Raw genomic sequence first — 20822 nt, 5'->3', positions numbered from 1 at the left:
TTGATCCGGTGGGGGCCCCATCGCTCGTACGAGTGACCGGCCGAGTGGCCGGTGGTCGTGTTCTGGCCGCGTCCGGACTCTCGTCCCGCCGCTTCAAGCCGGCTTCTTCATCAGTCCTGCTTCTTGCGCCGGGTGCCGAAGACGATCTCGTCCCAGCTCGGTACCGCCGCTCTGCGGCCGGGGCGGACGCCGTCGGCCTCGGCCTGACGGTCGGTCGCGCCGACCAGGCGGTCGCGGTGACTGCCGACCGAGCGGGGCATCAGGACGTCCGCGTAGGCGGAACCGGCACCGGCCGAGGCGGCGGGAGCCGGGGGCTCCTCCGTCTCCGGCTCAGGGGCGGGCTCCTCGGCGGGCGGGAGTTCCGTGGTGGAGGGCCGCTCGGGCACCACCATGTCGCCCCGGAAGCTGGGCACCGCCTCCAGGAGGCTGGTGAGCGAGTCGCGGTCGCCCGCGCCCTCGTCGACCGGCTCGGACGGCGGCAGGCTCGGCCGCTCCATCTGCCGGTCCAGGGCACGGTCGAGCGGACGGTCACGGGGCAGCCGTGCGATGCGCGGCACGAACGGGAAGCTCGGCTCGGGCGCCGCGAGATCGTCGGACTCGCCGATCAGCGAACGCGCCTCGTCGTCGACGGCCTGGACGAGCCGCCGGGGCGGGTCGTACGTCCAGCTCGCCGAGTGCGGCTCGCCCGCGACCAGATAGACCAGCAGGACTTCCCAGGTGCCGTCGTCGCGGCGCCACGAGTCCCACTGGACGGTCTCCTTCTCGGCGCCGCGGATCAACAGCCGCTCCTGGACCGCCTCACCGAGCTGGGGTCCGGCGTTCTCGCCGGGGCGGCGGACAGGAGTCTTCCGGGCACGTTCCGCCATGAAGGCGCGCTCGGCGAGCACGGGGCCCTCGAAACGGCGCACCCGGTCGACGGGGATTCCGGCGAGCTGGGCGACTTCCTCCGCGGAGGCACCCGCTCGTATCCGCGCCTGGATGTCCCGGGGGCGGAGGTGGCTCTCCACCTCGATCTCGATCTGGCCGAGGCGGGGACGGTCGCCGCGGACGGCGGCGCGCAGACGCTCGTCGATCGGAAGCGTGTACTCCGTGCTGTCCGCAGCCTTCAGCACCAGCCGTGTGCCGTCGTTAGAGACGGCCACGACACGCAGTTCCGGCATGGGGACCTCCCGGGTGGTGCCTGCCGACGTCACGTGCGTCGCTGCTTCCGCTAGTCGAGTGTGGCCTGCCCGGGTGCAGCCTGCCACAACCTTGCCGAGTTGCCCGGCGTGTCGGGCACGGGCCCGGGGCCGCCGTTATGGCACGGTTACCTATTCGCAACGCTAAGTGACGAACTCCATCACCCTGTGCAACGAGCCCCCTCCCGGCGGTCCTGTCAGGCCCCGGACGCCCTGGCGGGAGTCCGGACCCAGGGCTCGCAAGAGTACTCCATTCGGGCCATGTGCGTGGATCGGCACGCCGCCCAACTTCTAGCGGGGGGTGGTAGTTGGCCGTCCGATGCGCCGTTTTCGTGACCACGAAACGTGGCGTACTTCACGTAACCGGCGGAAACGGAACTAAAGGTTTCCTTCAGCCGTCCTTTCTTGTGCGGTAGGTCGACCAAGTACGGGAAAGGCAGGCAAGGTCCGGGTATGCGTGGAGTGCCGGGTTCCGGGGAAGACGCGAGTGCCGAGGCGGAGGCCGGGCGGAAACGGCTGGATCTGAGCCTTCCGCAAGTGGCGGGCGGCGCGGTGGCCGCCGTGGTGGCCGCGAAACTCGCCTCCTACTTCGGTGTCTACGGGACGATCCTGGGCGCGGGTCTGGTCAGTGTCGTCGCCACCTGCGGCGGCACCGTCTTCCAGCACTTCTTCAGGCGCACCGGCGAACAGATACGCGACGTGGGAGTCCAGGTGAAACCGGCCCGGCCGGGGCTCCGGCCGGCGCCGGTGCCGGGGGAGTTCACCCCGTCCGTGCCGGGGGAGTTCGGCGAAGGGACGGTCTACCGCGCCCGGGTCAGGAGCTGGAAGCGGCCGCTGGTCGCCGCGGCGTTCGTCTTCGGCGTCACCATGGCCGGCGTCACCACGTACGAACTGGTCTCCGGGCAGAGCTTCAGCGGGGACGGGAGGAGCACCACCGTCGGTGACGCCTTCCAGGGGAGCGGCTCCGGCGCCGGCCGGTCGGGCGCGGGCCCGGACCGGCCGGCGCCGGAGTCCGGCACTCCGGGTACGACATCCCCCACCGGATCCTCCCGGCAGCCCTCGGCCCCCGGTTCGGGTGACGGCTCCGGCACGACGAGCGGTGGGGGCGGGGTGACGACTCCCACGCCGACCCCGGGTTCCAGCGCCGGCCCTCGGACGCCGGACGAGACCCCGGCGCCGAGCGCGTCTACGAGCCCAGCACCCGACGCAGGTAGTCATTCCCGAAGCGCCGATCCGGGTCCAGCCGATCCCGCAACGCCGTGAACTCGCCGAAGCGCGGGTACACCCGGGAGAAGTACTCCGCGTCCCGCGTGTGCACCTTGCCCCAGTGCGGGCGGCCCTCGTGCGCCGTGAAGATCCGCTCTGCCGCGGTGAAGTACGCCTGGTAGGGCGTGCCCCGGAACATGTGTACGGCGATGTAGGCGGTCTCCCGGCCGGACGCGGTGGAGAGCGTGATGTCGTCCGCGGGGGCGGTGCGCACCTCGACGGGGAAACTGACCCGCAGGGAGGAACGGTCCACCATCGTCTTCAGCTCGCGCAGTGTGTCGACGAGGGCCTCGCGTGCGACCGCGTACTCCATCTCCACGAAGCGCACCCGGCGCGGGGAGGTGAAGACCTTGTAGGGGATGTCGGTGTAGGTCCGCGCGGAGAGCGCGCGGCTGGAGACCTTCGCGATCGCCGGGATGGCGGCGGGCGCGGCGCGGCCGAGCAGATTGGCCACCTGGAAGACGCCGTTGGAGAGGAACTCGTCCTCGATCCAGCCGCCGAGCCGCCCGACGGGCCTCTCGGGACCGGCGCTGCGGTTGTTGCGCTTGGTGTTGCAGCTGCCGGTGTGGGGGAACCAGTAGAACTCGAAGTGCTCGTTCTCGGCGAACAGTTCGTCGAAGTCGGCGGTGACCCGGTCGAAGGTCATCGGCTCCTCGCGGGCCGTGAGCAGGAAAAGGGGCTCCACGGAGAGGGTGATCGCCGTGACGACCCCCAGGGCACCTATGCCGACCCGGGCGGCCGCGAAGACCTCCGGGTTCTCCTTCTCCGAGCAGGTCAGGACCGAGCCGTCCGCGGTGACCAGCTCAAGGCCCTTGATCTGGGCGGCGAGTGAGGCCGAGTCGCGCCCCGTGCCGTGCGTTCCGGTGCTGGTCGCCCCCGACACCGTCTGCTCCATGATGTCGCCCATGTTCGTGAGCGACAGGCCCTCGCGCGCGAGGGCCATGTTGAGGCGCTTGAGCGGGGTGCCCGCCTCGACGGTGACGGTGCCGGCCTCGCGGTCGAGGGCGCGGATGCCGGTCAGCAGCTGAGGGCGGATCAGTACGCCGTCGGTCGCGGCGGCGGCGGTGAAGGAGTGTCCGGTTCCGACGGCCTTCACCTTCAGGCCCTCGTCCGCGGCCGCGCGTATGGCCGCGGAGAGCTCTTCGACCGAGGCGGGGGTGACCTCCCGTACGGGACGGGCGGTGACGTTCCCCGCCCAGTTACGCCACGTGCCGCTCTTCCCGCTCACTGTGGTGCTCATGGGTCCCCTCCCGCTGCGGAACCGGCCTGTTGAGCCGGCGATACCCGAGGAAACCGACCGCGACCGCGACGGCCCCGGACACCGCCGGAACCCCGTACCCGGCCTTGGCGCCGGCGGCGTCGATCACCCAGCCGGCCACGGAGGAGCCGAGCGCGACCCCGACCGCGAGTCCGGTGCTCACCCAGGTCATGCCCTCGGTCAGTTTCGCGCGTGGTACGTGCTGTTCGATGAGGGACATCGTCGTGATCATCGTGGGAGCGATGGACAGCCCCGCAACGAACAGCGCCACGGCCAGGAACGGCAAGTTTCCGACCAGTAGGAGGGGGATCATACTCACGGCCATCGCACATACGCCCAGCAGCCACCGGGCTTCGGCCGAGCCCTTGAAGCGCAACAGCCCGAACACGGCCCCCGCCAGGCAGGAGCCGGCGGCGTAGAGCGCCAGGACGACGCTCGCGGCACCCTTGTGCCCCTGCTCCTCGGCGAAGGCCACGGTGACCACGTCGACGGCCCCGAAGATCGCCCCCGTGGCGACGAAGGTGGCCACCAGGACCTGGAGGCCGGCCGAGCTCATCGCCGAGCCGCGGCTGTGCTGCTCGCGCGGATGCGGCACGGGTTCGGTGGCCCGCTGGGCCGTCAGCCAGAAGACACCGACCGCCAGGAAGCAGGCCGCGAGCAGTGGTCCGGCCTCGGGGAACCACACCGTGGACAGACCGATCGAGAGGATCGGCCCGAAGATGAAGCAGACCTCGTCGACCACGGACTCGAACGAGTACGCGGTGTGCAACTGCGGGGTGTCGCGGTAGAGGGCGGCCCAGCGGGCCCGGACCATCGCGCCCATGCTGGGCACGCAGCCGATCCCGGCCGCGGAGAGGAACAGCACCCAGTCCGGCCAGTCGAAGTGCGCGGCGAGCAGCAGCCCGGCGGACGCGGCCAGCGCGAACAGGGTGACAGGGCGCAGCACCCGGCGCTGCCCGTACCGGTCCACCATCCGGGAGACCTGCGGACCCAGCGCCGCGGCCGCCAGCGCCATGGTCGCCGACAGCGCGCCCGCGAGCCCGTAGCGCCCGGTGAGCTGGGAGATCATGGTCACCACGCCGATGCCCATCATCGACAGCGGCATCCGGCCGAGGAAGCCCGCGACGGAGAAGCCCTTGGAGCCGGGGGCGGCGAACAGGGCGCTGTACGGGCTGGGCACGGGCGTCTCCGGTGGGCTCGGCCCGGCCACCCGGTCACCACGGGCGTCCGAACTCCGGTAAGGCGTGAAGGTAGCCGATACAGCTTACGGGTTAGGTGACCCTAATGCACTCCTCGGGTCCGCCCCGGCCGTGGCCGTTGTCCCGCCGTCAGCGGCGGATGGCAGGATCGGACGCATGCCAGATGCGCTCGACGCCCGCCCCTACGACGCCCTGCTCCTGCTCTCGTTCGGCGGCCCCGAAGGCCCGGACGACGTGGTTCCGTTCCTGGAGAACGTGACGCGTGGGCGAGGCATCCCCAAGGAGCGGCTCAAGGAAGTGGGCCGGCACTACTTCCTGTTCGGCGGGGTCAGTCCCATCAACGACCAGAACCGCGCCCTGCTCGACGCCCTCCGCAAGGACTTCGCGGAGCATGCCCTGGACCTCCCCGTGTACTGGGGCAACCGCAACTGGGCGCCCTACCTGACCGACACCCTGCGGGAGATGACCGCCGACGGCCGCCGCCGCGTCCTCGTCCTCGCCACCAGCGCCTACGCCTCCTACTCGGGCTGCCGCCAGTACCGCGAGAACCTCGCCGAGTCCCTGGCCGCGCTGGAGGCCGAGGGCCTGCGGCCGCCCCGGGTGGACAAACTGCGGCACTACTTCAACCACCCGGGGTTCGTGCGCCCCATGATCGACGGCGTCCTGAAGTCCCTCGCCGACCTGCCCGAGGACGTACGGGAGGGCGCGCATCTCGCCTTCACGACCCACTCGATCCCGGACGCCGCGGCCGACACCTCCGGCCCCGTCGAGGACCACGGCGACGGCGGCGCCTACGTCGGGCAGCACCTGGACGTGGCGCGGCTGATCGCCGACGCCGTGCGCGAGGAGACCGGGACCGAGCACCCCTGGCGGCTCGTCTACCAGTCGCGCTCCGGCGCCCCGCACATCCCCTGGCTGGAGCCCGACATCTGCGACCACCTGGAGGAGCTGCACGGCGCCGGGGTCCCGGCCGTCGTGATGGCCCCCATCGGGTTCGTCTCGGACCACATGGAGGTGCTGTACGACCTCGACACGGAGGCCACGGCCAAGGCGGCGGAGCTCGGGCTGCCGGTGCGCCGCTCGGCGACCGTCGGTGCCGACCCCCGGTTCGCCGCCGCGGTCCGCGACCTCGTCCTGGAACGCGCCGCGACCGAGAGCGGGCGGCGGCCGGCCCCCTGTGTCCTCGGCACCCTCGGCCCGAGCCGGGACCTGTGCCCGGTGGGCTGCTGCCCCGCCCGTGCCCCCAAGCCCGCCGCCGCGGGCGCCGACAGCCCGTACGCCCAGGGGATGTCGTCCCGCCGGCCTGATCCAGACGACATCTCCCGAGGAGCCCCGTGATCGAGCCCCTGCACACCCAACTGCTCCAGCTCGCGCACGACGCCGCCCGCCGTGCCGGCGAGCTGCTGCGCGACGGGCGCCCGGCCGACCTCACGGTCGCCGCCACCAAGTCCAGCCCGATCGACGTCGTCACCGAGATGGACATCGCCGCCGAGAAGCTCATCACCGACCTGATCTCCCAGTACCGCCCGCACGACGGCTTCCTCGGCGAGGAGGGCGCCGCCAGCGAGGGCACCAGCGGCATCCGCTGGGTCGTGGACCCGCTCGACGGCACCGTGAACTACCTCTACGGGCTGCCGACCTGGGCGGTGTCCATCGCGGCCGAACAGGACGGCGAGACCGTCGTCGGGGTCGTCGCGGCACCGATGCGCGGCGAGACCTACAGCGCCGTGCGGGGCCGGGGCGCCCGGGCCACCGGCGCCTGGGTCGGCGAGCGCCGGCTGACCTGCCGTCCCTCGCCTCCCCTGGACGAGGCCCTGGTGTCGACCGGCTTCAACTACGTGAGCGAGGTCAAGGTCCACCAGGCCGACGTCGCCCAGCGGCTGATCCCGCTGGTGCGCGACATCCGGCGCTCCGGCTCCGCGGCGGTCGACCTGTGCGACGTCGCGGCGGGCCGCCTCGACGGCTACTACGAGCGCGGCCTCCACCCCTGGGACCTCGCGGCGGGCGACCTGATCGCCCGCGAGGCGGGCGCCCTGACCGGTGGGCGCCCCGGAGAGCGGCCCGCGCGGGAGCTGGCTGTGGCGGCGTCACCGGGAGTCTTCGAGCCCCTCCAGCGGCTCCTGGAGGAGTTCGGCGCCTGGCACGACTGACGGTGTCCGAGCGGGACAGGCGCCGTCCCCGCGACGACGGACGAAGCGGGGCCCCGGTACTGGATCGACACCGGGGCCCCGCTCGCGTACGAACTGATCAGACGCGCGTCGCGCCGACCTCCACACCGTGCTCGGCGGCGAGGCGACGAAGGTCCTCGAGCTCGGCCTGCTCGACCTCCGCGAGGAAGTCGTCGCCTGTCTCGCGAGCCCGCGTCAGGTCGGACTCGGTCGCCTTTATGCGCTGCAGAAGTCCTGCGGTGAATGCGTCCATGCTGCGCCCCCTCGTCCTGGGTCGTGGGTCGATGGCACGGGGGTGTGCCGGTGGGAAGGGGCGATCACGTCTCCAGAGGGTGCCCAGCGCTGCCCGGGCTGGGCGGCGACGGTGCCGGACACCCACGCCCGCTCTGCGGAAGCGGTTGGACGTACCACAAGGTGGCTTGCCACATGCAGAGCGTGATCGCGGGGTGTAAATCCGTCCTCCCCCCGCTCTCTTCCGTGGAAACCTCAACCCGAGGAGGAAATCCCGCATTCCCGGGGCCCCGAACCCCCGCAACGGACGCCCTCTCACCCGCCTTACAGCCGGTTTACGGCCGAAAAAGGCAGGATGGAGGTCTTACCCGAGACGGACCCCCCACCCGCGCGCGCCGAGGAGGCGCTGCGCGGGTGGACAGAGGAAGGACAAGCGACGTGCGCGTACTCGTCGTCGAGGACGAGCAGCTGCTCGCCGATGCGGTGGCCACCGGACTGCGCCGGGAGGCCATGGCCGTCGACGTCGTGTACGACGGCGCGGCCGCCCTGGAGCGCGTCGGCGTCAACGACTACGACGTGGTCGTCCTCGACCGCGACCTCCCACTCGTGCACGGGGACGACGTCTGCCGCAGGATCGTCGAGCTGGGCATGCCCACCCGCGTCCTGATGCTGACCGCCTCCGGCGACGTCAGCGACCGCGTCGAGGGCCTGGAGATCGGCGCCGACGACTACCTCCCCAAGCCGTTCGCCTTCAGCGAGCTGACGGCACGCGTACGTGCCCTCGGGCGCCGTACGAGCATGCCGCTGCCGCCCGTCCTCGAGCGCGCCGGGATCAAGCTCGACCCCAACCGCCGCGAGGTCTTCCGCGACGGCAAGGAGGTCCAGCTCGCGCCCAAGGAGTTCGCCGTCCTGGAGGTGCTGCTGCGCAGCGAGGGCGCCGTCGTCTCCGCCGAACAGCTCCTGGAGAAGGCCTGGGACGAGAACACGGACCCCTTCACCAACGTCGTGCGCGTGACCGTGATGACCCTGCGCCGCAAACTCGGCGAGCCCCCGGTCATCGTCACCGTGCCCGGCTCCGGGTACCGGATCTGACCGGCGGTGGCCACGACGCCCGCGCCTTCGACGGCGCCTCCGAAGCCCACCTGGGACCCCCGGCGGACGGAGCCCCCGTTCCCCTGGCTGCGCCCGACCATCCGCATACGGCTCACGCTGCTCTACGGCGGCATGTTCCTGATCGCCGGCATCATGCTGCTGTCGATCATCTACCTGCTCGCCGCGCAGGCGCTGAACGCGGGCAGCCGGCTTCCGTTCACGATCCTCTCGGGCCAGGTGGGAAGCAGCACGTGCAACTTCCCGTACAAGCCGTCGCCGAACGAGCTCAACGACGCGATGAACGTCTGCGTCAACCAGCAGCGTCAGCACGCTCTGGACGACCTGCTCAGCCGCTCCCTGCTCGCGCTGCTCGGCCTCGCCATCATCGCCTTCGCCTTCGGCTACGCGATGGCGGGCCGGGTGCTCTCGCCGCTCGGCCGGATCACCCGCACCGCGCGCGCGGTGGCGGGCTCGGACCTGTCCCGGCGGATCGAGCTGGACGGCCCGGACGACGAGCTGAAGGAGCTGGCGGACACCTTCGACGACATGCTGGAGCGGCTCCAGCGGGCCTTCACCGCCCAGCAGCGGTTCGTCGGCAACGCCTCGCACGAGCTGCGCACCCCGCTCGCGATCAACCGCACGCTCCTGGAGGTCCATCTCTCCGACCCCGGCGCGCCGGTCGAACTCCAGCAGCTCGGCAAGACGCTGCTCGCCACGAACGAGCGCAGTGAGCAGCTCGTGGAGGGCCTGCTGCTGCTCGCCCGCAGCGACAACCAGATCGTGGAGCGCAAGCCCGTCGACCTCGCCGAGGTCGCCTCGCAGGCCGTCGACCAGGTGCACGGCGAGGCCGAGGCCAAGGGCGTGCGGATCCGCGGGGAGCGCGCCGCGGCGGTCGTCCAGGGCAACGGCGTCCTGCTGGAGCGGATCGCGCTGAACCTCGTCCAGAACGCGGTGCGGTACAACGTGCCGGAGGGCGGCTGGGTCGAGGTCACGACGCTCGTCCAGCACGGTCACGCGGTCATGCTGGTCTCGAACACAGGACCGGTGGTTCCCGCGTACGAGATCGACAATCTTTTCGAGCCTTTCCGGCGGCTGCGCACGGAGCGCACGGGCAGTGACAAGGGCGTGGGCCTCGGCCTGTCGATCGCCCGGTCGGTGGCCCGTGCCCACGGGGGTCACATCGCCGCGGAACCGCGGGAGGGAGGTGGTCTCGTGATGCGCGTCACCCTTCCGATCTGAGAGCATGACCCCCACACACGAGGATGTTCGCTTTGCGCGGAATTTTCTGGTCCCCCGTCCGGGAGGCCCGTGTGTGATCGATCACAAGGGCGATATTCCGGCCATCTACTCTCCGTGGTCGCACAAGCTGCCGGAAAGCCGGGAAAATCCGGGTTTTCGGGGGTCTTGATCACGGGAAGTACACGGTGGGACGCCTTTGAAGTGCGACCTTCAGACCGTGTACGGTCCGCATCGCCATCCAAGCCGATCACCTTTCAGGAGTCCGGTTGGGTGTCGATTGAGTAACAGACCTTGATGTGAGGCAAAATCTCCGCCTCAGGTCGGGCACAAGTCCGGCCTCTCACGCGTTACGTGCGCTGAGACACCGAAGACACCCAGAGGGGGAGAGCGACATGGCAACGGATTACGACACCCCACGCAAGACCGACGACGACGTCGACTCGGACAGCCTTGAAGAACTGAAGGCTCGCCGGAACGACAAGTCCACGTCGTCTGTCGACGTAGACGAGTTCGAGGCCGCAGAAGGCCTGGAACTGCCCGGGGCCGACCTCTCGAACGAGGAGTTGGCCGTCCGGGTACTGCCCAAGCAGCAGGACGAGTTCACTTGCATGAGCTGCTTCCTGGTGCACCACCGCAGCCAGCTGGCCCGCGAGAAGAACGGTCAGCCGATCTGCCGCGACTGCGACTGAGGCAGGGTCGGCCGTGACTGGCTCGACCCCTCCTTGGAAGCGCCGCTTCCTCCACAGGGACGCGGACGAAGGGCCGTCACAGGGCCCTGAAGGCGTGCGTGACGACGAGCGGGGCTCTTCCCGACCAGGATCAGCCTCGCTCGACCCGGCGCCCGCCACAGCGCCGACAGGCGCCTCCACGCGGGCCGGTGACCCATCGCCGGCCGGCACCCCCGCACCGGGTGAGGACCAGGTGCACACGGACGCCCCCGCGCCCGCCGCAGGCGGCCGTGCGGCGGCCGTTCGGGACGGGGTCAGGAAGGGCGTACGCAAGAGCGGCAGCGCGGCCAGGGCGGGCCTGGCCCACCTCGCCGACCGGATCATCGACATCGCGCCCCGTGTCCCGGTACGGGACCTCGCGACCCTCCGCCGGCAGTTCCCCGGCCTCGACGCCGAGCAACTCGCCGACAAGATCGTCGCGGGCGCGGCCAACGCGACGTCCACGGTGGGCGCCGGAATCGGCGCGGCCGCCATGCTGCCGGTACCGCCCGCGATGCCCACGGAACTCGCCGCCGAGATCACCGGGGTCGCCGCGATCGAGCTGAAGCTGATCGCCGAGCTCCACGAGGTCTACGGCCTGCGACCGCCGGGCACCCTTCCCCAGCGCAGCACCGCCTACCTGAACTCGTGGTCCTCCGAGCGCGGGATCGACGTGACCAAGCCGTCGACCCTCAACGCCGCGCTGGGCGGCCAGATGAAGCGCGAGCTGCGCCAGCAGATCATGAAGCGCACGGTCCGCGACCTGCCGAACCTGATGCCCTTCATGGTCGGCGCCGCGGTCGGGGCGGTCATGAACCGCCGGGACACCAAACGTCTCGCGTCGCGCATCCGCAAGGACCTCCGCAGAAACCAGGTGCCCTGGGCCGAGCTGCCCGAACTGCCGCCCCTGGAGAAACCGGCGGATCCGCTGCGGATGGGGGAGATCCCCAAGGAGCTGGGGCCCTGATCAGACCCCCGTACCGCCCGCTGGTGGCGCGGCTGCGCTCCCGGCACCGGTTCGGTCCCGGCACCGCTTCAGGTCCCGGGCACCGTTCAGGCGCCGACGCCGTCCGCGCCTCGGGGGAGACGGCGCCGTCCCGCGCCCTGACCCGGGTGCGTGGCCAGGCCGCCGCTGCCCGGGCGCGGGGGTCAGGCCGCCGCCCGCGCCGTCTCCAGGGCCGCCCTCAGACGCTCCGGCTCCCGCGTCGACAGGTACAGGTACGGGGTCGGGTCGGCCGGGTCCGTGACCTGCACGCGCAGGGCCGTGGGGATGTAGGACCGCAGAAGCATGAAGGCACGGGTGTCCGCCTTGTGCGTACGCCAGGCGCGCGCCTCCTCCTGGTCCAGGATCTCGGCGTCGCCCAGGGCGGCGACCGGGATCCGGGCCTCGCCCGCGATCAGCGAGTCGCCGACGACACGGATGCGGACCGAACCGTACGAGCTGGCCACGACGGCCGAGACCGCGGTGCCGCCGACCAGGCCGCCCAGCAGGGGCAGCGTCCCGAAGGGGAGGAAGACCAGGGCCAGCGCGAACCCGGCCAGCAAGCAGACCGCCCACCAGCTGCGGGGCGCGGTGAGGCGTTCTTCGTACGGGGAGGCGGAGAGCTGCATGGTGCCAAGCTTGGCACGGTGCGTACGCCCCGCCGACGCGCGGGTAAGGTCTGCGCCTGTGAGTGGTACTTCCACGGCCCTGAAGCCTCCCCCCGACGCCGTCGTGCCGGCGCGGCACCCCGACGCGCCCGCCCCCGGCGAGCTCCTCGGTGCGCACTACGAACAGTGTTTCGGGTGCGGCGGTCAGCAGCCGCACGGACTGAATCTGGCGGCCCGTGCCGGTGAGGGCGTCAGGATCACGGCGGAGTTCACCGTACGGCCCGCCCACCAGGGGGCTCCCGGGCTCGCGCACGGCGGTGTGCTGGCCACGGCGCTCGACGAGACGCTCGGCTCGCTCAACTGGCTGCTGCGTGTCATCGCCGTCACCGGCCGTCTGGAGACCGACTTCGTACGGCCGGTCCCCGTGGGCACCGTGCTGTACCTGGAGGCCGAGGTCACCGCGGTGGCAGGCCGCAAGATCTACTCGACCGCCACCGGCCGGATCGGCGGGCCCGAGGGGCCCCTGGCCGTCCGTGCCGACGCCCTCTTCATCGAGGTCAAGGTCGACCACTTCATCGACAACGGCCGCCCGGAGGAGATCCGGGCCGCCATGGACGACCCGGACCGGAACCGCCGTGTCCGTGCCTTCGAGGTGAACCCGTGACCCGTCATCCCGTGGACGTGCTGATCCGGCGCGTAGATCCGGAAGTCCCGCTTCCCGAATATGCGCACCCCGGTGACGCCGGTGCCGATCTGCGCACCACCGAGGAGCGTGAACTGAAGCCGGGTGAACGTGCCGTTCTGCCCACCGGAGTGTCCATCGCGCTGCCGGAGGGGTACGCGGCCTTCGTGCACCCGCGTTCCGGGCTCGCCGCCCGCTGCGGTGTCGCCCTCGTGAATGCCCCGGGGACGGTTGATGCCGGGTACCGTGGGGAGATCAAGGTGATCGTGGTGAATCTCGACCCGTACGAGTCCGTGCGGTTCGAGCGCTTCGACCGGATTGCCCAACTGGTCGTCCAGCAGGTCGAGAAGGTCCGCTTCCAAGAGGTGGCGGAGCTTCCCGGCTCGGCGCGGGCCGCAGGGGGCCTCGGGTCCACCGGCGGTCATGCCGCCGTGGGCGGCACAACGGGTGGGAATCGATACGCTTCGGTCGTATCCGACCGGGAAGGACAGTGACGTGTTCGGACGTCGCAAGAAGGGCAGTGCCGCCGAGGACGCGGCGGGCGAGGCCGAGCAGGTCGTCGACGGAGTCGACACTGAGACGGACGAGGCGGAGCGGGAGCGCGTGAGGCTCGAGCCCGAGCCGCGACCCGACGGACCCTGGGACGACTCGGAGGTGCGGGAGCCCGCCGAGGGCCGGGTGGACCTGGGAGGTCTCCTGGTCCCCGGAGTCGACGGCATGGAGCTGCGGGTCGAGGTCGCGGGCGACGCGATCGTCGCGGCCACCGTCGTCCTCAAGGACAGCGCCGTGCAGCTGCAGGCCTTCGCCGCTCCCAAGCGCGAGGGCATCTGGGGCGAGGTGCGGGAGGAGATCGCCTCCGGCATCACCCAGCAGGGTGGTGTCATCGACGAGGTCGAAGGCCCGCTGGGCTGGGAGCTGCGGGCACAGGTGCCGGTGCAGCTGCCGGACGGCACCGGCGGTTTCCAGGTCGTGCGGTTCGTCGGTGTGGACGGCCCCCGCTGGTTCCTGCGCGGAGTGATCTCCGGGCAGGGCGCGGTGCAGCCGCAGGCCGCGGGGTTGCTGGAGCAGATCTTCAGGGACACGGTCGTCGTGCGCGGCGAGGGCCCGATGGCCCCCCGTGACCCGATCGTCCTGAAGCTGCCGGACGACGCGCAGATGGTGGCCGAGGGTGTCCAGCAGGAGGAGCAGGAGGGTTCCCGCTTCTCCGGAGGCATGGGCCAGCTGCAGCGCGGACCGGAGATCACCGAGGTCCGCTAGCCACCGGCGCGCACAGAGAACGGACGGAAGGGCCGCACCCCCGGCAGGGGGTGCGGCCCTTTCTCCGTGTGCGAGCGGGGCCCTGGGCGCACGGGTGCCCGTGAGTCGGCGACTGTCCCCCTGCGGCAAGTTCTCATCCATGAACGGCAGTTGAACTGCGCGTCCTTCTTCGGCTCTTGACGGAAGGCTGGTCCGTACCTATGGTCACCGGCCAGCGCGCGTGTTCAGAAACCAGTGTGTCGTTCACATACGAGAACGGATGTCCCCCACATGCTCGACGCCCCCGCACGTCATCGCCGCCGGCCACGCACCACCCTCCTCGCCGTCGCCGCGACGGCCGCCCTGGTCTCCGGCCTCCTCGCCTGGCCCGCCGCCCACCGTGCCGACGCCGCCCCCGCCGCCTTCGCGCACCCCGGAGTCACCGTCTCCCAGGCGCAACTGGACTTCACCCGCACCAAGGTCAACGCGGGAGCCCAGCCCTGGAAAGGCGCGTACGACCAGATGATGGCGAGCAAGTACGCCTCGCTGACCCGCACCGCCAAGCCCCGCGCGACCGTGGAGTGCGGCTCGTACTCCAATCCCAACTACGGCTGCACCGACGAGCGCGAGGACGCGATCGCCGCGTACACCGACGCCCTCGCCTGGTACATCACCCGCGACGACCGGTACGCGAAGAAGTCCATCGAGCTCATGGACGCCTGGTCGGCCGTCATCAAGGAGCACACCAACAGCAACGCGCCCCTGCAGACCGGCTGGGCGGGCTCCTCCTGGCCCAAGGCCGCCGAGATCATCAAGTACACGTACACCGGCACCTGGGCCAACTCCGGGCGTTTCTCGACCATGCTGCGCACCGTCTATCTGCCCGAGGTGATCAACGGCTCCAACTCCAACGGGAACTGGGAGCTGTCGATGATGGAGGCCGCCGTCGGCATCTCCGTCTTCCTGGAGGACAAGACCTCGTACGACAAGGCCATGGCGAAGTTCCGGACCCGGACGGCCGCGTACGTCTACCTCGCCTCCGACGGCGGCCTGCCCAAGACCGTGCCGAGCCAGAACCTCGACACCAAGGCGAAGATCGTCGGCTACTGGCAGGGTCAGTCCACCTTCGTCACCGGACTCACCCAGGAGACCTGCCGCGACTTCACCCACACCGGATACGGCATCTCGGCCATCTCGCACATCGCCGAGACCAGCCGCATCCAGGGCGCGGACCTCTACGGCACGGACGTCGGCGAGCGGCTGCGCCAGGCGCTCGGCTTCCAGTCGAAGTACCAGCTGGGCGAGGCGGTACCGAGCTCACTGTGCGGAGGCTCCCTCACCCTCGGGCTCGGGCCGGTCACCGAGGTCGGCTACAACGCCCTGCACAACCGGCTGGGCATCGCCATGACCAACACCCAGAGGCTGACCGAACAGAACCGGCCTTCCGGCAGCAACAACCTGTTCGTCGCCTGGGAGACTCTGACCCACGGGGACAACCCCAGCTGACCCGCCGTCCCGTCCGGGCACCCGGTGCGACACCGCGTGCCCGGACGTCCCGCCGGGAGGCATCCGGCCGGCACGGGAGAGGCGTGAGCCAGGTCGCCACGGACACCGCGGTACGCGTCGAGAGCGTGCACCACGTATACGGCGGCGGTGCGGCCGCCGTACACGCGCTGCGCGGTGTCTCCCTCGAGGTGCGGCGCGGCGAGTGCGTCGTCCTGCGGGGCCGCCCCGGGGCGGGCAGAAGCACGCTCCTCAACGTCGTCGGCGGCCTCGACGAGCCGGATGCCGGGCGGATCACCGTCGACGGACTGGAGCCGGCCTCCCTGGACGAGAACACGCTGCTGGAACTGCGCAGGGACCGGATCGGCTTCCTCCTCCCGTCCGCCGGACTCGTCCCCGTCCTCACCGTCGCCGAGAACGTCGCCCTGCCGCCGCGGCTGAACGGGACCCCGGCGCACGAACGCGGAGACCGTGTCGAGCGGCTGCTCTCCCTCGTCGGCCTGGCCGGTCACGCGGCATGCCGGCCCGGGGAACTGTCCGCCGGACAGCGCCGCCGCGTGGCCCTCGCGCGCGCCCTCGTCAACCGCCCCGCGCTCCTGCTCGCCGACGAACCCACCAGCGGGCTCGACACCGAAACCGGCCTCGCCCTCCTGGAACTGCTGCACGCCGTCGCCCGCCACGAACACGTGACAGCCCTGGTCGCCGTGCGTGACGCCACCCCGGCGGCCCCGGCCGACCGGGTGCTGGAACTGAACGACGGAAGACTCGCCGCGCGCTGACCCGACCTGCGCATCAGGGTTGCGTCAAAGACGGTCAGCCGTCGACCCCGTGCCCCATTTGTCGTAATTATGGGCCGTAGGGTCGACGCAGCGTACAGAGCATTGACAGGAAGACAATGGGGCCATGGGACGCGGCAAGCTTCGGATCTATCTCGGCGCGGCACCGGGCGTAGGCAAGACGTACGCGATGCTGTCCGAGGCGCACCGGCGCATGGAGCGCGGCACCGACTGCGTCGTCGCCTTCGTGGAGCACCACAACCGGCCGCGCACCGAGGTGATGCTGCACGGTCTGGAGCAGATCCCGCGCAAGGAGCTCGACTACCGCGGCTCCTCCTTCACCGAGATGGACGTCGACGCCGTACTGCGTCGCGCCCCCGCCGTCGCCCTGGTGGACGAACTCGCGCACACCAATGTGCCCGGTTCCCGCAACGCCAAGCGGTGGCAGGACGTGGTGGAGCTGCTCGCGGCCGGGATCGACGTCGTCTCGACCGTCAACATCCAGCACCTGGAGTCACTCGGCGATGTCGTCGAGTCGATAACCGGCGTACGGCAGCGGGAGACCGTCCCCGACGAGGTCGTCCGCCGGGCGGACCAGATCGAGCTGGTCGACATGTCGCCTCCGGCGCTGCGCCGCCGTATGGCGCACGGCAACATCTACAAGTCCGACAAGGTCGACGCGGCCCTGTCCAACTACTTCCGCCCCGGCAACCTCACCGCACTGCGTGAGCTGGCCCTGCTCTGGGTGGCCGACCGGGTCGACGAGTACCTGACCGAGTACCGCAGCGAGCACCGGGTCTCCAAGATCTGGGGCTCGCGCGAACGGATCGTGGTGGGTCTGACCGGCGGCCCCGAGGGACGCACCCTGATCCGGCGTGCCGCGCGGCTGGCCGAGAAGGGCGCGGGCGGCGCGGTCATGGCCGTCTACATAGCGCGCAGCGACGGACTCACGAACGCCTCGCCCAAGGAGCTGGCCGTCCAGCGCACCCTGGTCGAGGACCTCGGCGGCACCTTCCACCACGTCATCGGCGACGACATCCCCGTCTCGCTCCTGGACTTCGCACGCGGGGTCAACGCCACCCAGATCGTGCTCGGCTCGTCCCGCCGCAAGACCTGGCAGTACGTCTTCGGACCCGGCGTCGGCGCCACCGTCGCCCGCGAGTCCGGCCCCGACCTGGACGTCCACATCGTCACCCACGACGAGGTCGCCAAGGGGCGCGGACTGCCCGCGGCCCGCGGCGCCCGGCTCGGCCGCTCCCGGATCATCTGGGGCTGGCTGATCGGCCTGGGCGGCCCGGTGGTCCTCGCGGTGCTGCTCAACAACGTCGACCTCGGCCTCGCCAACGACATGCTGCTGTTCCTGACGGTGACGGTGGCGGCCGCCCTGCTCGGCGGCCTGTTCCCGGCTCTCGCCTCGGCGGCCTTCGGCTCCCTGCTGCTGAACTACTTCTACACACCGCCGCTGCACCGCTTCACCATCGCGGACCCCAAGAACATCGTCGCCATCGCGATCTTCGTCGGTGTCGCGGTCTCGGTGGCCTCCGTGGTGGACCTGGCCGCCCGCCGTACCCATCTGGCGGCCAGACTGCGCGCCGAGTCGGAGATCCTGTCCTTCCTCGCGGGCAGCGTCCTGCGCGGCGAGACCAGCCTGGAAGCCCTCCTGGAACGGGTCCGGGAGACCTTCGGGATGGAGTCGGTCGCGCTGCTGGAGCGGGCGGGCGGCGTCGAGCCGTGGACCTGCGCGGGCAGCGTGGGGCCGCGGTCGCCGCTGAGGCCCGAGGACGCGGACGTGGACATGCCGGTCGGCGACCACATGGCGCTCGCGCTCTCCGGACGCGTGCTGCCCGCCTCCGACCGCCGGGTGCTCGCCGCCTTCGCCGCCCAGGCCGCCGTCGTGCTGGACCGCCAGCGCCTCCAGCACGAGGCCGACCAGGCCAAGGAGCTGGCCGAGGGCAACCGCATCCGCACCGCGCTGCTGGCCGCCGTCAGCCACGACCTGCGTACCCCGCTGGCCGCGATCAAGGCCGCCGTGTCCTCACTGCGGTCCGACGACGTCGCCTGGTCGGAGGAGGACCAGGCGGAGCTCCTGGAGGCGATCGAGGAGGGCGCCGACCGCCTCGACCACCTGGTGGGCAACCTGCTCGACATGTCCCGGCTCCAGACCGGCACGGTCACCCCGCTGATCCGGGAGATCGACCTCGACGAGGTGGTGCCGATGGCGCTGGGCGGCGTACCCGAGGACAGCGTGGACCTGGAGATCCCGGAGGCCCTGCCGATGGTCGCCGTCGACGCGGGGCTGCTGGAGCGGGCGGTCGCCAACCTCGTCGAGAACGCCGTCAAGTACAGCCCCGTCGACGACCGGGTCCTCGTCTCCGCGAGCGCCATCGCCGACCGCGTGGAGGTACGCGTGGTGGACCGCGGCCCCGGCGTCCCGGACGAGGCAAAGGAGCGCATCTTCGCGCCCTTCCAGCGCTACGGCGACGCCCCGCGCGGCGCCGGAGTGGGCCTCGGGCTCGCCGTCGCCCGTGGCTTCGCCGAGTCGATGGGCGGCACACTGAACGCCGAGGACACCCCCGGCGGCGGACTCACCATGGTGCTCACGGTCCGGGCGGTGGACCGCCGTCCAGGCCCGCTCACCTCACCCGCAGTCGCAGAAAGGCAGGTCTCATGACCCGGGTTCTCGTGGTCGACGACGAGCCGCAGATCACCCGAGCCCTCGTCATCAACCTGAAGGCACGCAAGTACGAGGTCGACGCGGCCCCCGACGGCGCCACCGCGCTCCAGCTCGCCGCCGCACGCCATCCCGACGTGGTCGTGCTCGACCTCGGGCTGCCCGACATGGACGGCGTCGATGTCATCAGGGGGCTGCGCGGCTGGACCCGGGTACCCATCCTGGTGCTCTCCGCGCGGCACTCCTCCGACGAGAAGGTCGAGGCGCTCGACGCGGGTGCCGACGACTACGTCACCAAGCCCTTCGGCATGGACGAACTGCTCGCCCGGCTGCGCGCCGCCGTCCGCCGCGCCGAGCCCACCGGGTCCGGCGAGGACGACGTCATCGTCGACACCGAGGACTTCACGGTCGACCTGGCGGCCAAGAAGGTCAACCGCGCCGGACGCGACGTCCGGCTGACCCCCACGGAGTGGCACCTCCTGGAGGTCCTGGTCCGCAACACCGGCCGCCTGGTCAGCCAGAAGCAGCTGCTCCAGGAGGTGTGGGGGCCCTCGTACGGCACGGAGACGAACTATCTGCGGGTCTACATGGCCCAGCTGCGCCGCAAGCTGGAGGCGGATCCCTCGCATCCGCGGCACTTCGTCACGGAGCCGGGGATGGGTTACCGGTTCGAGAGATGAGCGGTGCTTGAGAGAGCCGCCTCGCGGGTACGACGCTGTCAGCGGCCCCGGTACGCTTTCGGTATGAGTGCTGTTCCTCGTTCCGAAAAGCCGGCGGGCCGGTTCCGGCGCATGATAGACCGGCTCTCCTCGTCCCAGGAGGACCTGGAGTCCGAGGAGCTGCGCGAGGAAGCCGAGACGACGGGGTGCACCCGTATCGGTGACTGCCACGACCGGCAGATCGTCACGGTTACTGGTACCTTGCGCACGGTCACCCTGCGGCCACGAGCCGGAGTCCCGGCGCTGGAGGCCGAGCTGTTCGACGGCTCGGCGGCTCTGGACGTGGTCTGGCTCGGCAGGCGCTCCATCGTGGGAATCGAGCCGGGGCGCAAGATGATCGCTTCGGGCCGCATCTCGATGAGCCGGGGCCGTAGGGTGCTGTTCAACCCTAAGTACGAACTCAGACCGCTCGGACGGGAGTAGCCGGTGACGTCGCTCGACAAGCCGACCGAAGACGCCCAGAAGGACGCGAGGGCGGTGACGGAGGCCGCGCTCTTCGAGGCGTTCGGCGGTGTGCGGGGCATGGTCGAGACCGTGGTGCCCGGCCTCCTCTTCGTCACCATCTTCACGATCAACAAGGACCTCCACTGGTCGGCGATCGCCGCCCTCGGGGTGTCCCTGCTGCTCGTCGTCGTCCGCCTCGTCACGCGCGACACCGTCAAGCACGCCTTCAGCGGCGTCTTCGGCGTCGCCTTCGGCGTGGTCTTCGCGATGATGACGGGCAACGCGAAGGACTTCTACCTGCCGGGCATGCTCTACACGCTCGGCCTGGCCGTCGCCTACATCGTCACGACCCTCGCGGGTGTGCCCCTGATCGGCCTGATCCTCGGTCCGGTCTTCAAGGAGAACCTCTCCTGGCGTACCCGCAACCCGGGCCGCAAGAAGGCGTACGCGAAGGCGAGCTGGGCCTGGGGCCTGATCCTGCTCGCCAAGTGCGCGGTCCTCTTCCCGCTCTACTGGTGGGCGAACACCGCGCAACTGGGCTGGGTCCTGGTCGCGTTGAAGATCCCGCCGTTCCTGCTGGCCGTCTGGCTCACCTGGGTGTTCCTGGCGAAGGCCCCGGCCCCCATCGACGTGTTCGCGGAGATGGAGGCGGAGGAGCAGGCCGAGAAGGAGCGCGAGGCAGCCCTCGCCCAGGACGACGCCGAGGCCACGGCCGGCCGTCACCGCCGCGACACCTAGTCACCCGTACGAGTGTGGGGCGCCCGGAGATCTCCGGGCGGCCCCCACAACTATAAGGGCGCGACCCGCCCCCCCCCGTGGGGCCCCCCGCGGGGGCGGCCAAAGGGGGGAGTAGATGGGCGCGC

21 protein-coding genes are annotated in these 20822 nt (G+C 71.1%); 16 read left to right on the top strand and 5 right to left on the bottom strand.

The genetic code is table 11. The annotated features are described in order from the left end of the window. Positions 1–110: 110 nt before the first annotated feature. Positions 111–1193, bottom strand: a complete 1083-nt coding sequence (gene sepH / locus ABZV34_RS17395; protein ID WP_356276680.1) for a septation protein SepH — start codon at positions 1191–1193, stop codon at positions 111–113. A 438-nt stretch (positions 1194–1631) separates the two neighbouring features. Here sepH and ABZV34_RS17390 point away from each other — a divergent pair, with 438 nt between their 5' ends. Beyond that, positions 1632–2441, top strand: coding sequence for a hypothetical protein (locus tag ABZV34_RS17390; RefSeq protein WP_356276677.1), 810 nt, complete (start codon positions 1632–1634; stop codon positions 2439–2441). Here ABZV34_RS17390 and ABZV34_RS17385 read toward each other — a convergent pair. Together ABZV34_RS17385 and ABZV34_RS17380 are read right to left on the bottom strand one after the other, a co-directional pair. Then, positions 2365–3684, bottom strand: a complete 1320-nt coding sequence (locus ABZV34_RS17385) for a D-arabinono-1,4-lactone oxidase (RefSeq protein ID WP_356276674.1) — start codon at positions 3682–3684, stop codon at positions 2365–2367. The two genes, ABZV34_RS17390 and ABZV34_RS17385, sit on opposite strands and share 77 nt — an antisense overlap. Then, the gene (locus tag ABZV34_RS17380) at positions 3644–4882 is read right to left on the bottom strand and encodes an MFS transporter (protein ID WP_356276671.1); all 1239 of its coding nucleotides are present in this window, start codon (positions 4880–4882) and stop codon (positions 3644–3646) included. The genes ABZV34_RS17385 and ABZV34_RS17380 overlap by 41 nt, the downstream gene beginning before the upstream one ends. 175 nt (positions 4883–5057) lie before the next feature. On the opposite strand from ABZV34_RS17380, the gene ABZV34_RS17375 reads away from it, so the two are divergent. Together ABZV34_RS17375 and ABZV34_RS17370 are read left to right on the top strand one after the other, a co-directional pair. Continuing rightward, positions 5058–6239, top strand: a complete 1182-nt coding sequence (locus ABZV34_RS17375; RefSeq protein WP_356276668.1) for a ferrochelatase — start codon at positions 5058–5060, stop codon at positions 6237–6239. Continuing rightward, the gene (locus tag ABZV34_RS17370; protein WP_356276665.1) at positions 6236–7051 is read left to right on the top strand and encodes an inositol monophosphatase family protein; all 816 of its coding nucleotides are present in this window, start codon (positions 6236–6238) and stop codon (positions 7049–7051) included. The genes ABZV34_RS17375 and ABZV34_RS17370 overlap by 4 nt, the downstream gene beginning before the upstream one ends. Before the next feature lie 97 nt (positions 7052–7148). Here ABZV34_RS17370 and ABZV34_RS17365 read toward each other — a convergent pair whose 3' ends face one another. After that, complete coding sequence (locus tag ABZV34_RS17365; RefSeq protein ID WP_168530603.1) at positions 7149–7322, bottom strand: hypothetical protein; 174 nt, start codon at positions 7320–7322, stop codon at positions 7149–7151. Positions 7323–7738: 416 nt separating this feature from the next. On the opposite strand from ABZV34_RS17365, the gene ABZV34_RS17360 reads away from it, so the two are divergent. From ABZV34_RS17360 to ABZV34_RS17345, 4 genes are all read left to right on the top strand, one after another. Next, complete coding sequence (locus tag ABZV34_RS17360; protein ID WP_356276662.1) at positions 7739–8392, top strand: response regulator transcription factor; 654 nt, start codon at positions 7739–7741, stop codon at positions 8390–8392. 6 nt (positions 8393–8398) lie between these two features. After that, on the top strand, positions 8399–9631 hold the full coding sequence (locus tag ABZV34_RS17355; protein ID WP_356276659.1) for a HAMP domain-containing sensor histidine kinase: 1233 nt from the start codon (positions 8399–8401) through the stop codon (positions 9629–9631). A gap of 392 nt (positions 9632–10023) precedes the next feature. Next, positions 10024–10320: a DUF4193 domain-containing protein gene (locus ABZV34_RS17350; RefSeq protein WP_003997302.1), complete on the top strand. Its 297-nt coding sequence runs from the start codon at positions 10024–10026 to the stop codon at positions 10318–10320. 13 nt (positions 10321–10333) lie between these two features. Beyond that, complete coding sequence (locus ABZV34_RS17345; protein ID WP_356276656.1) at positions 10334–11305, top strand: hypothetical protein; 972 nt, start codon at positions 10334–10336, stop codon at positions 11303–11305. Positions 11306–11487: 182 nt separating this feature from the next. On the opposite strand, the gene ABZV34_RS17340 is transcribed toward ABZV34_RS17345, so the two are convergent. Further along, on the bottom strand, positions 11488–11949 hold the full coding sequence (locus ABZV34_RS17340; protein ID WP_356276654.1) for a DUF3093 domain-containing protein: 462 nt from the start codon (positions 11947–11949) through the stop codon (positions 11488–11490). Between the two features lie 58 nt (positions 11950–12007). On the opposite strand from ABZV34_RS17340, the gene ABZV34_RS17335 reads away from it, so the two are divergent. From ABZV34_RS17335 to ABZV34_RS17295, 9 genes are all read left to right on the top strand, one after another. Further along, positions 12008–12592, top strand: coding sequence for a PaaI family thioesterase (locus tag ABZV34_RS17335; RefSeq protein ID WP_356276651.1), 585 nt, complete (start codon positions 12008–12010; stop codon positions 12590–12592). Then, on the top strand, positions 12589–13104 hold the full coding sequence (dut, locus tag ABZV34_RS17330; RefSeq protein WP_356276648.1) for a dUTP diphosphatase: 516 nt from the start codon (positions 12589–12591) through the stop codon (positions 13102–13104). The genes ABZV34_RS17335 and dut overlap by 4 nt, the downstream gene beginning before the upstream one ends. A gap of 1 nt (position 13105) precedes the next feature. Further along, positions 13106–13867, top strand: coding sequence for a DUF3710 domain-containing protein (locus ABZV34_RS17325; RefSeq protein WP_356276645.1), 762 nt, complete (start codon positions 13106–13108; stop codon positions 13865–13867). A 270-nt stretch (positions 13868–14137) separates the two neighbouring features. Further along, entirely contained in the window at positions 14138–15352 is a 1215-nt protein-coding gene (locus tag ABZV34_RS17320) for an alginate lyase family protein (RefSeq protein WP_356276642.1), read from the top strand. 83 nt (positions 15353–15435) lie between these two features. Continuing rightward, a complete protein-coding gene (locus ABZV34_RS17315; RefSeq protein ID WP_356276639.1) occupies positions 15436–16128 on the top strand; it encodes an ABC transporter ATP-binding protein in 693 nt (230 codons plus the stop codon). A gap of 124 nt (positions 16129–16252) precedes the next feature. Further along, positions 16253–18796: a sensor histidine kinase KdpD gene (locus tag ABZV34_RS17310; RefSeq protein ID WP_356276636.1), complete on the top strand. Its 2544-nt coding sequence runs from the start codon at positions 16253–16255 to the stop codon at positions 18794–18796. Beyond that, positions 18793–19476, top strand: coding sequence for a response regulator (locus ABZV34_RS17305; protein ID WP_356276633.1), 684 nt, complete (start codon positions 18793–18795; stop codon positions 19474–19476). Before ABZV34_RS17310 ends, ABZV34_RS17305 begins: the two co-directional genes overlap by 4 nt. A 63-nt stretch (positions 19477–19539) precedes the next feature. Beyond that, on the top strand, positions 19540–19938 hold the full coding sequence (locus tag ABZV34_RS17300; protein ID WP_148010914.1) for an OB-fold nucleic acid binding domain-containing protein: 399 nt from the start codon (positions 19540–19542) through the stop codon (positions 19936–19938). A 3-nt stretch (positions 19939–19941) separates the two neighbouring features. Then, positions 19942–20697 carry a DUF3159 domain-containing protein gene (locus ABZV34_RS17295; RefSeq protein WP_356276630.1) on the top strand — a complete coding sequence of 252 codons (756 nt, stop codon included), beginning with the start codon at positions 19942–19944 and terminating at the stop codon, positions 20695–20697. The last annotated feature ends 125 nt before the right edge of the window (positions 20698–20822 follow it).

Origin of the sequence: Streptomyces sp. NPDC005195, from assembly GCF_040608315.1 — a bacterium.
Classification (GTDB): Bacteria; Actinomycetota; Actinomycetes; order Streptomycetales; family Streptomycetaceae; genus Streptomyces; species Streptomyces kaempferi.
The sequence above is the reverse complement of the archived record's forward strand: the minus strand, read 5'-3'. Positions and strand labels throughout refer to the sequence as shown.

Excerpts from the sequence above, each read along its gene's own strand:
- ABZV34_RS17390 (WP_356276677.1), top strand. The coding sequence starts at position 1,632 with ATGCGTGGAGTGCCGGGTTCCGGGGAAGACGCGAGTGCCGAGGCGGAG.
- ABZV34_RS17385 (WP_356276674.1), bottom strand. The coding sequence starts at position 3,684 with ATGAGCACCACAGTGAGCGGGAAGAGCGGCACGTGGCGTAACTGGGCG.
- ABZV34_RS17375 (WP_356276668.1), top strand. The coding sequence starts at position 5,058 with ATGCCAGATGCGCTCGACGCCCGCCCCTACGACGCCCTGCTCCTGCTC.
- ABZV34_RS17365 (WP_168530603.1), bottom strand. The coding sequence starts at position 7,322 with ATGGACGCATTCACCGCAGGACTTCTGCAGCGCATAAAGGCGACCGAG.
- ABZV34_RS17350 (WP_003997302.1), top strand. The coding sequence starts at position 10,024 with ATGGCAACGGATTACGACACCCCACGCAAGACCGACGACGACGTCGAC.
- ABZV34_RS17340 (WP_356276654.1), bottom strand. The coding sequence starts at position 11,949 with ATGCAGCTCTCCGCCTCCCCGTACGAAGAACGCCTCACCGCGCCCCGC.
- ABZV34_RS17320 (WP_356276642.1), top strand. The coding sequence starts at position 14,138 with ATGCTCGACGCCCCCGCACGTCATCGCCGCCGGCCACGCACCACCCTC.
- ABZV34_RS17310 (WP_356276636.1), top strand. The coding sequence starts at position 16,253 with ATGGGACGCGGCAAGCTTCGGATCTATCTCGGCGCGGCACCGGGCGTA.
- ABZV34_RS17305 (WP_356276633.1), top strand. The coding sequence starts at position 18,793 with ATGACCCGGGTTCTCGTGGTCGACGACGAGCCGCAGATCACCCGAGCC.
- ABZV34_RS17300 (WP_148010914.1), top strand. The coding sequence starts at position 19,540 with ATGAGTGCTGTTCCTCGTTCCGAAAAGCCGGCGGGCCGGTTCCGGCGC.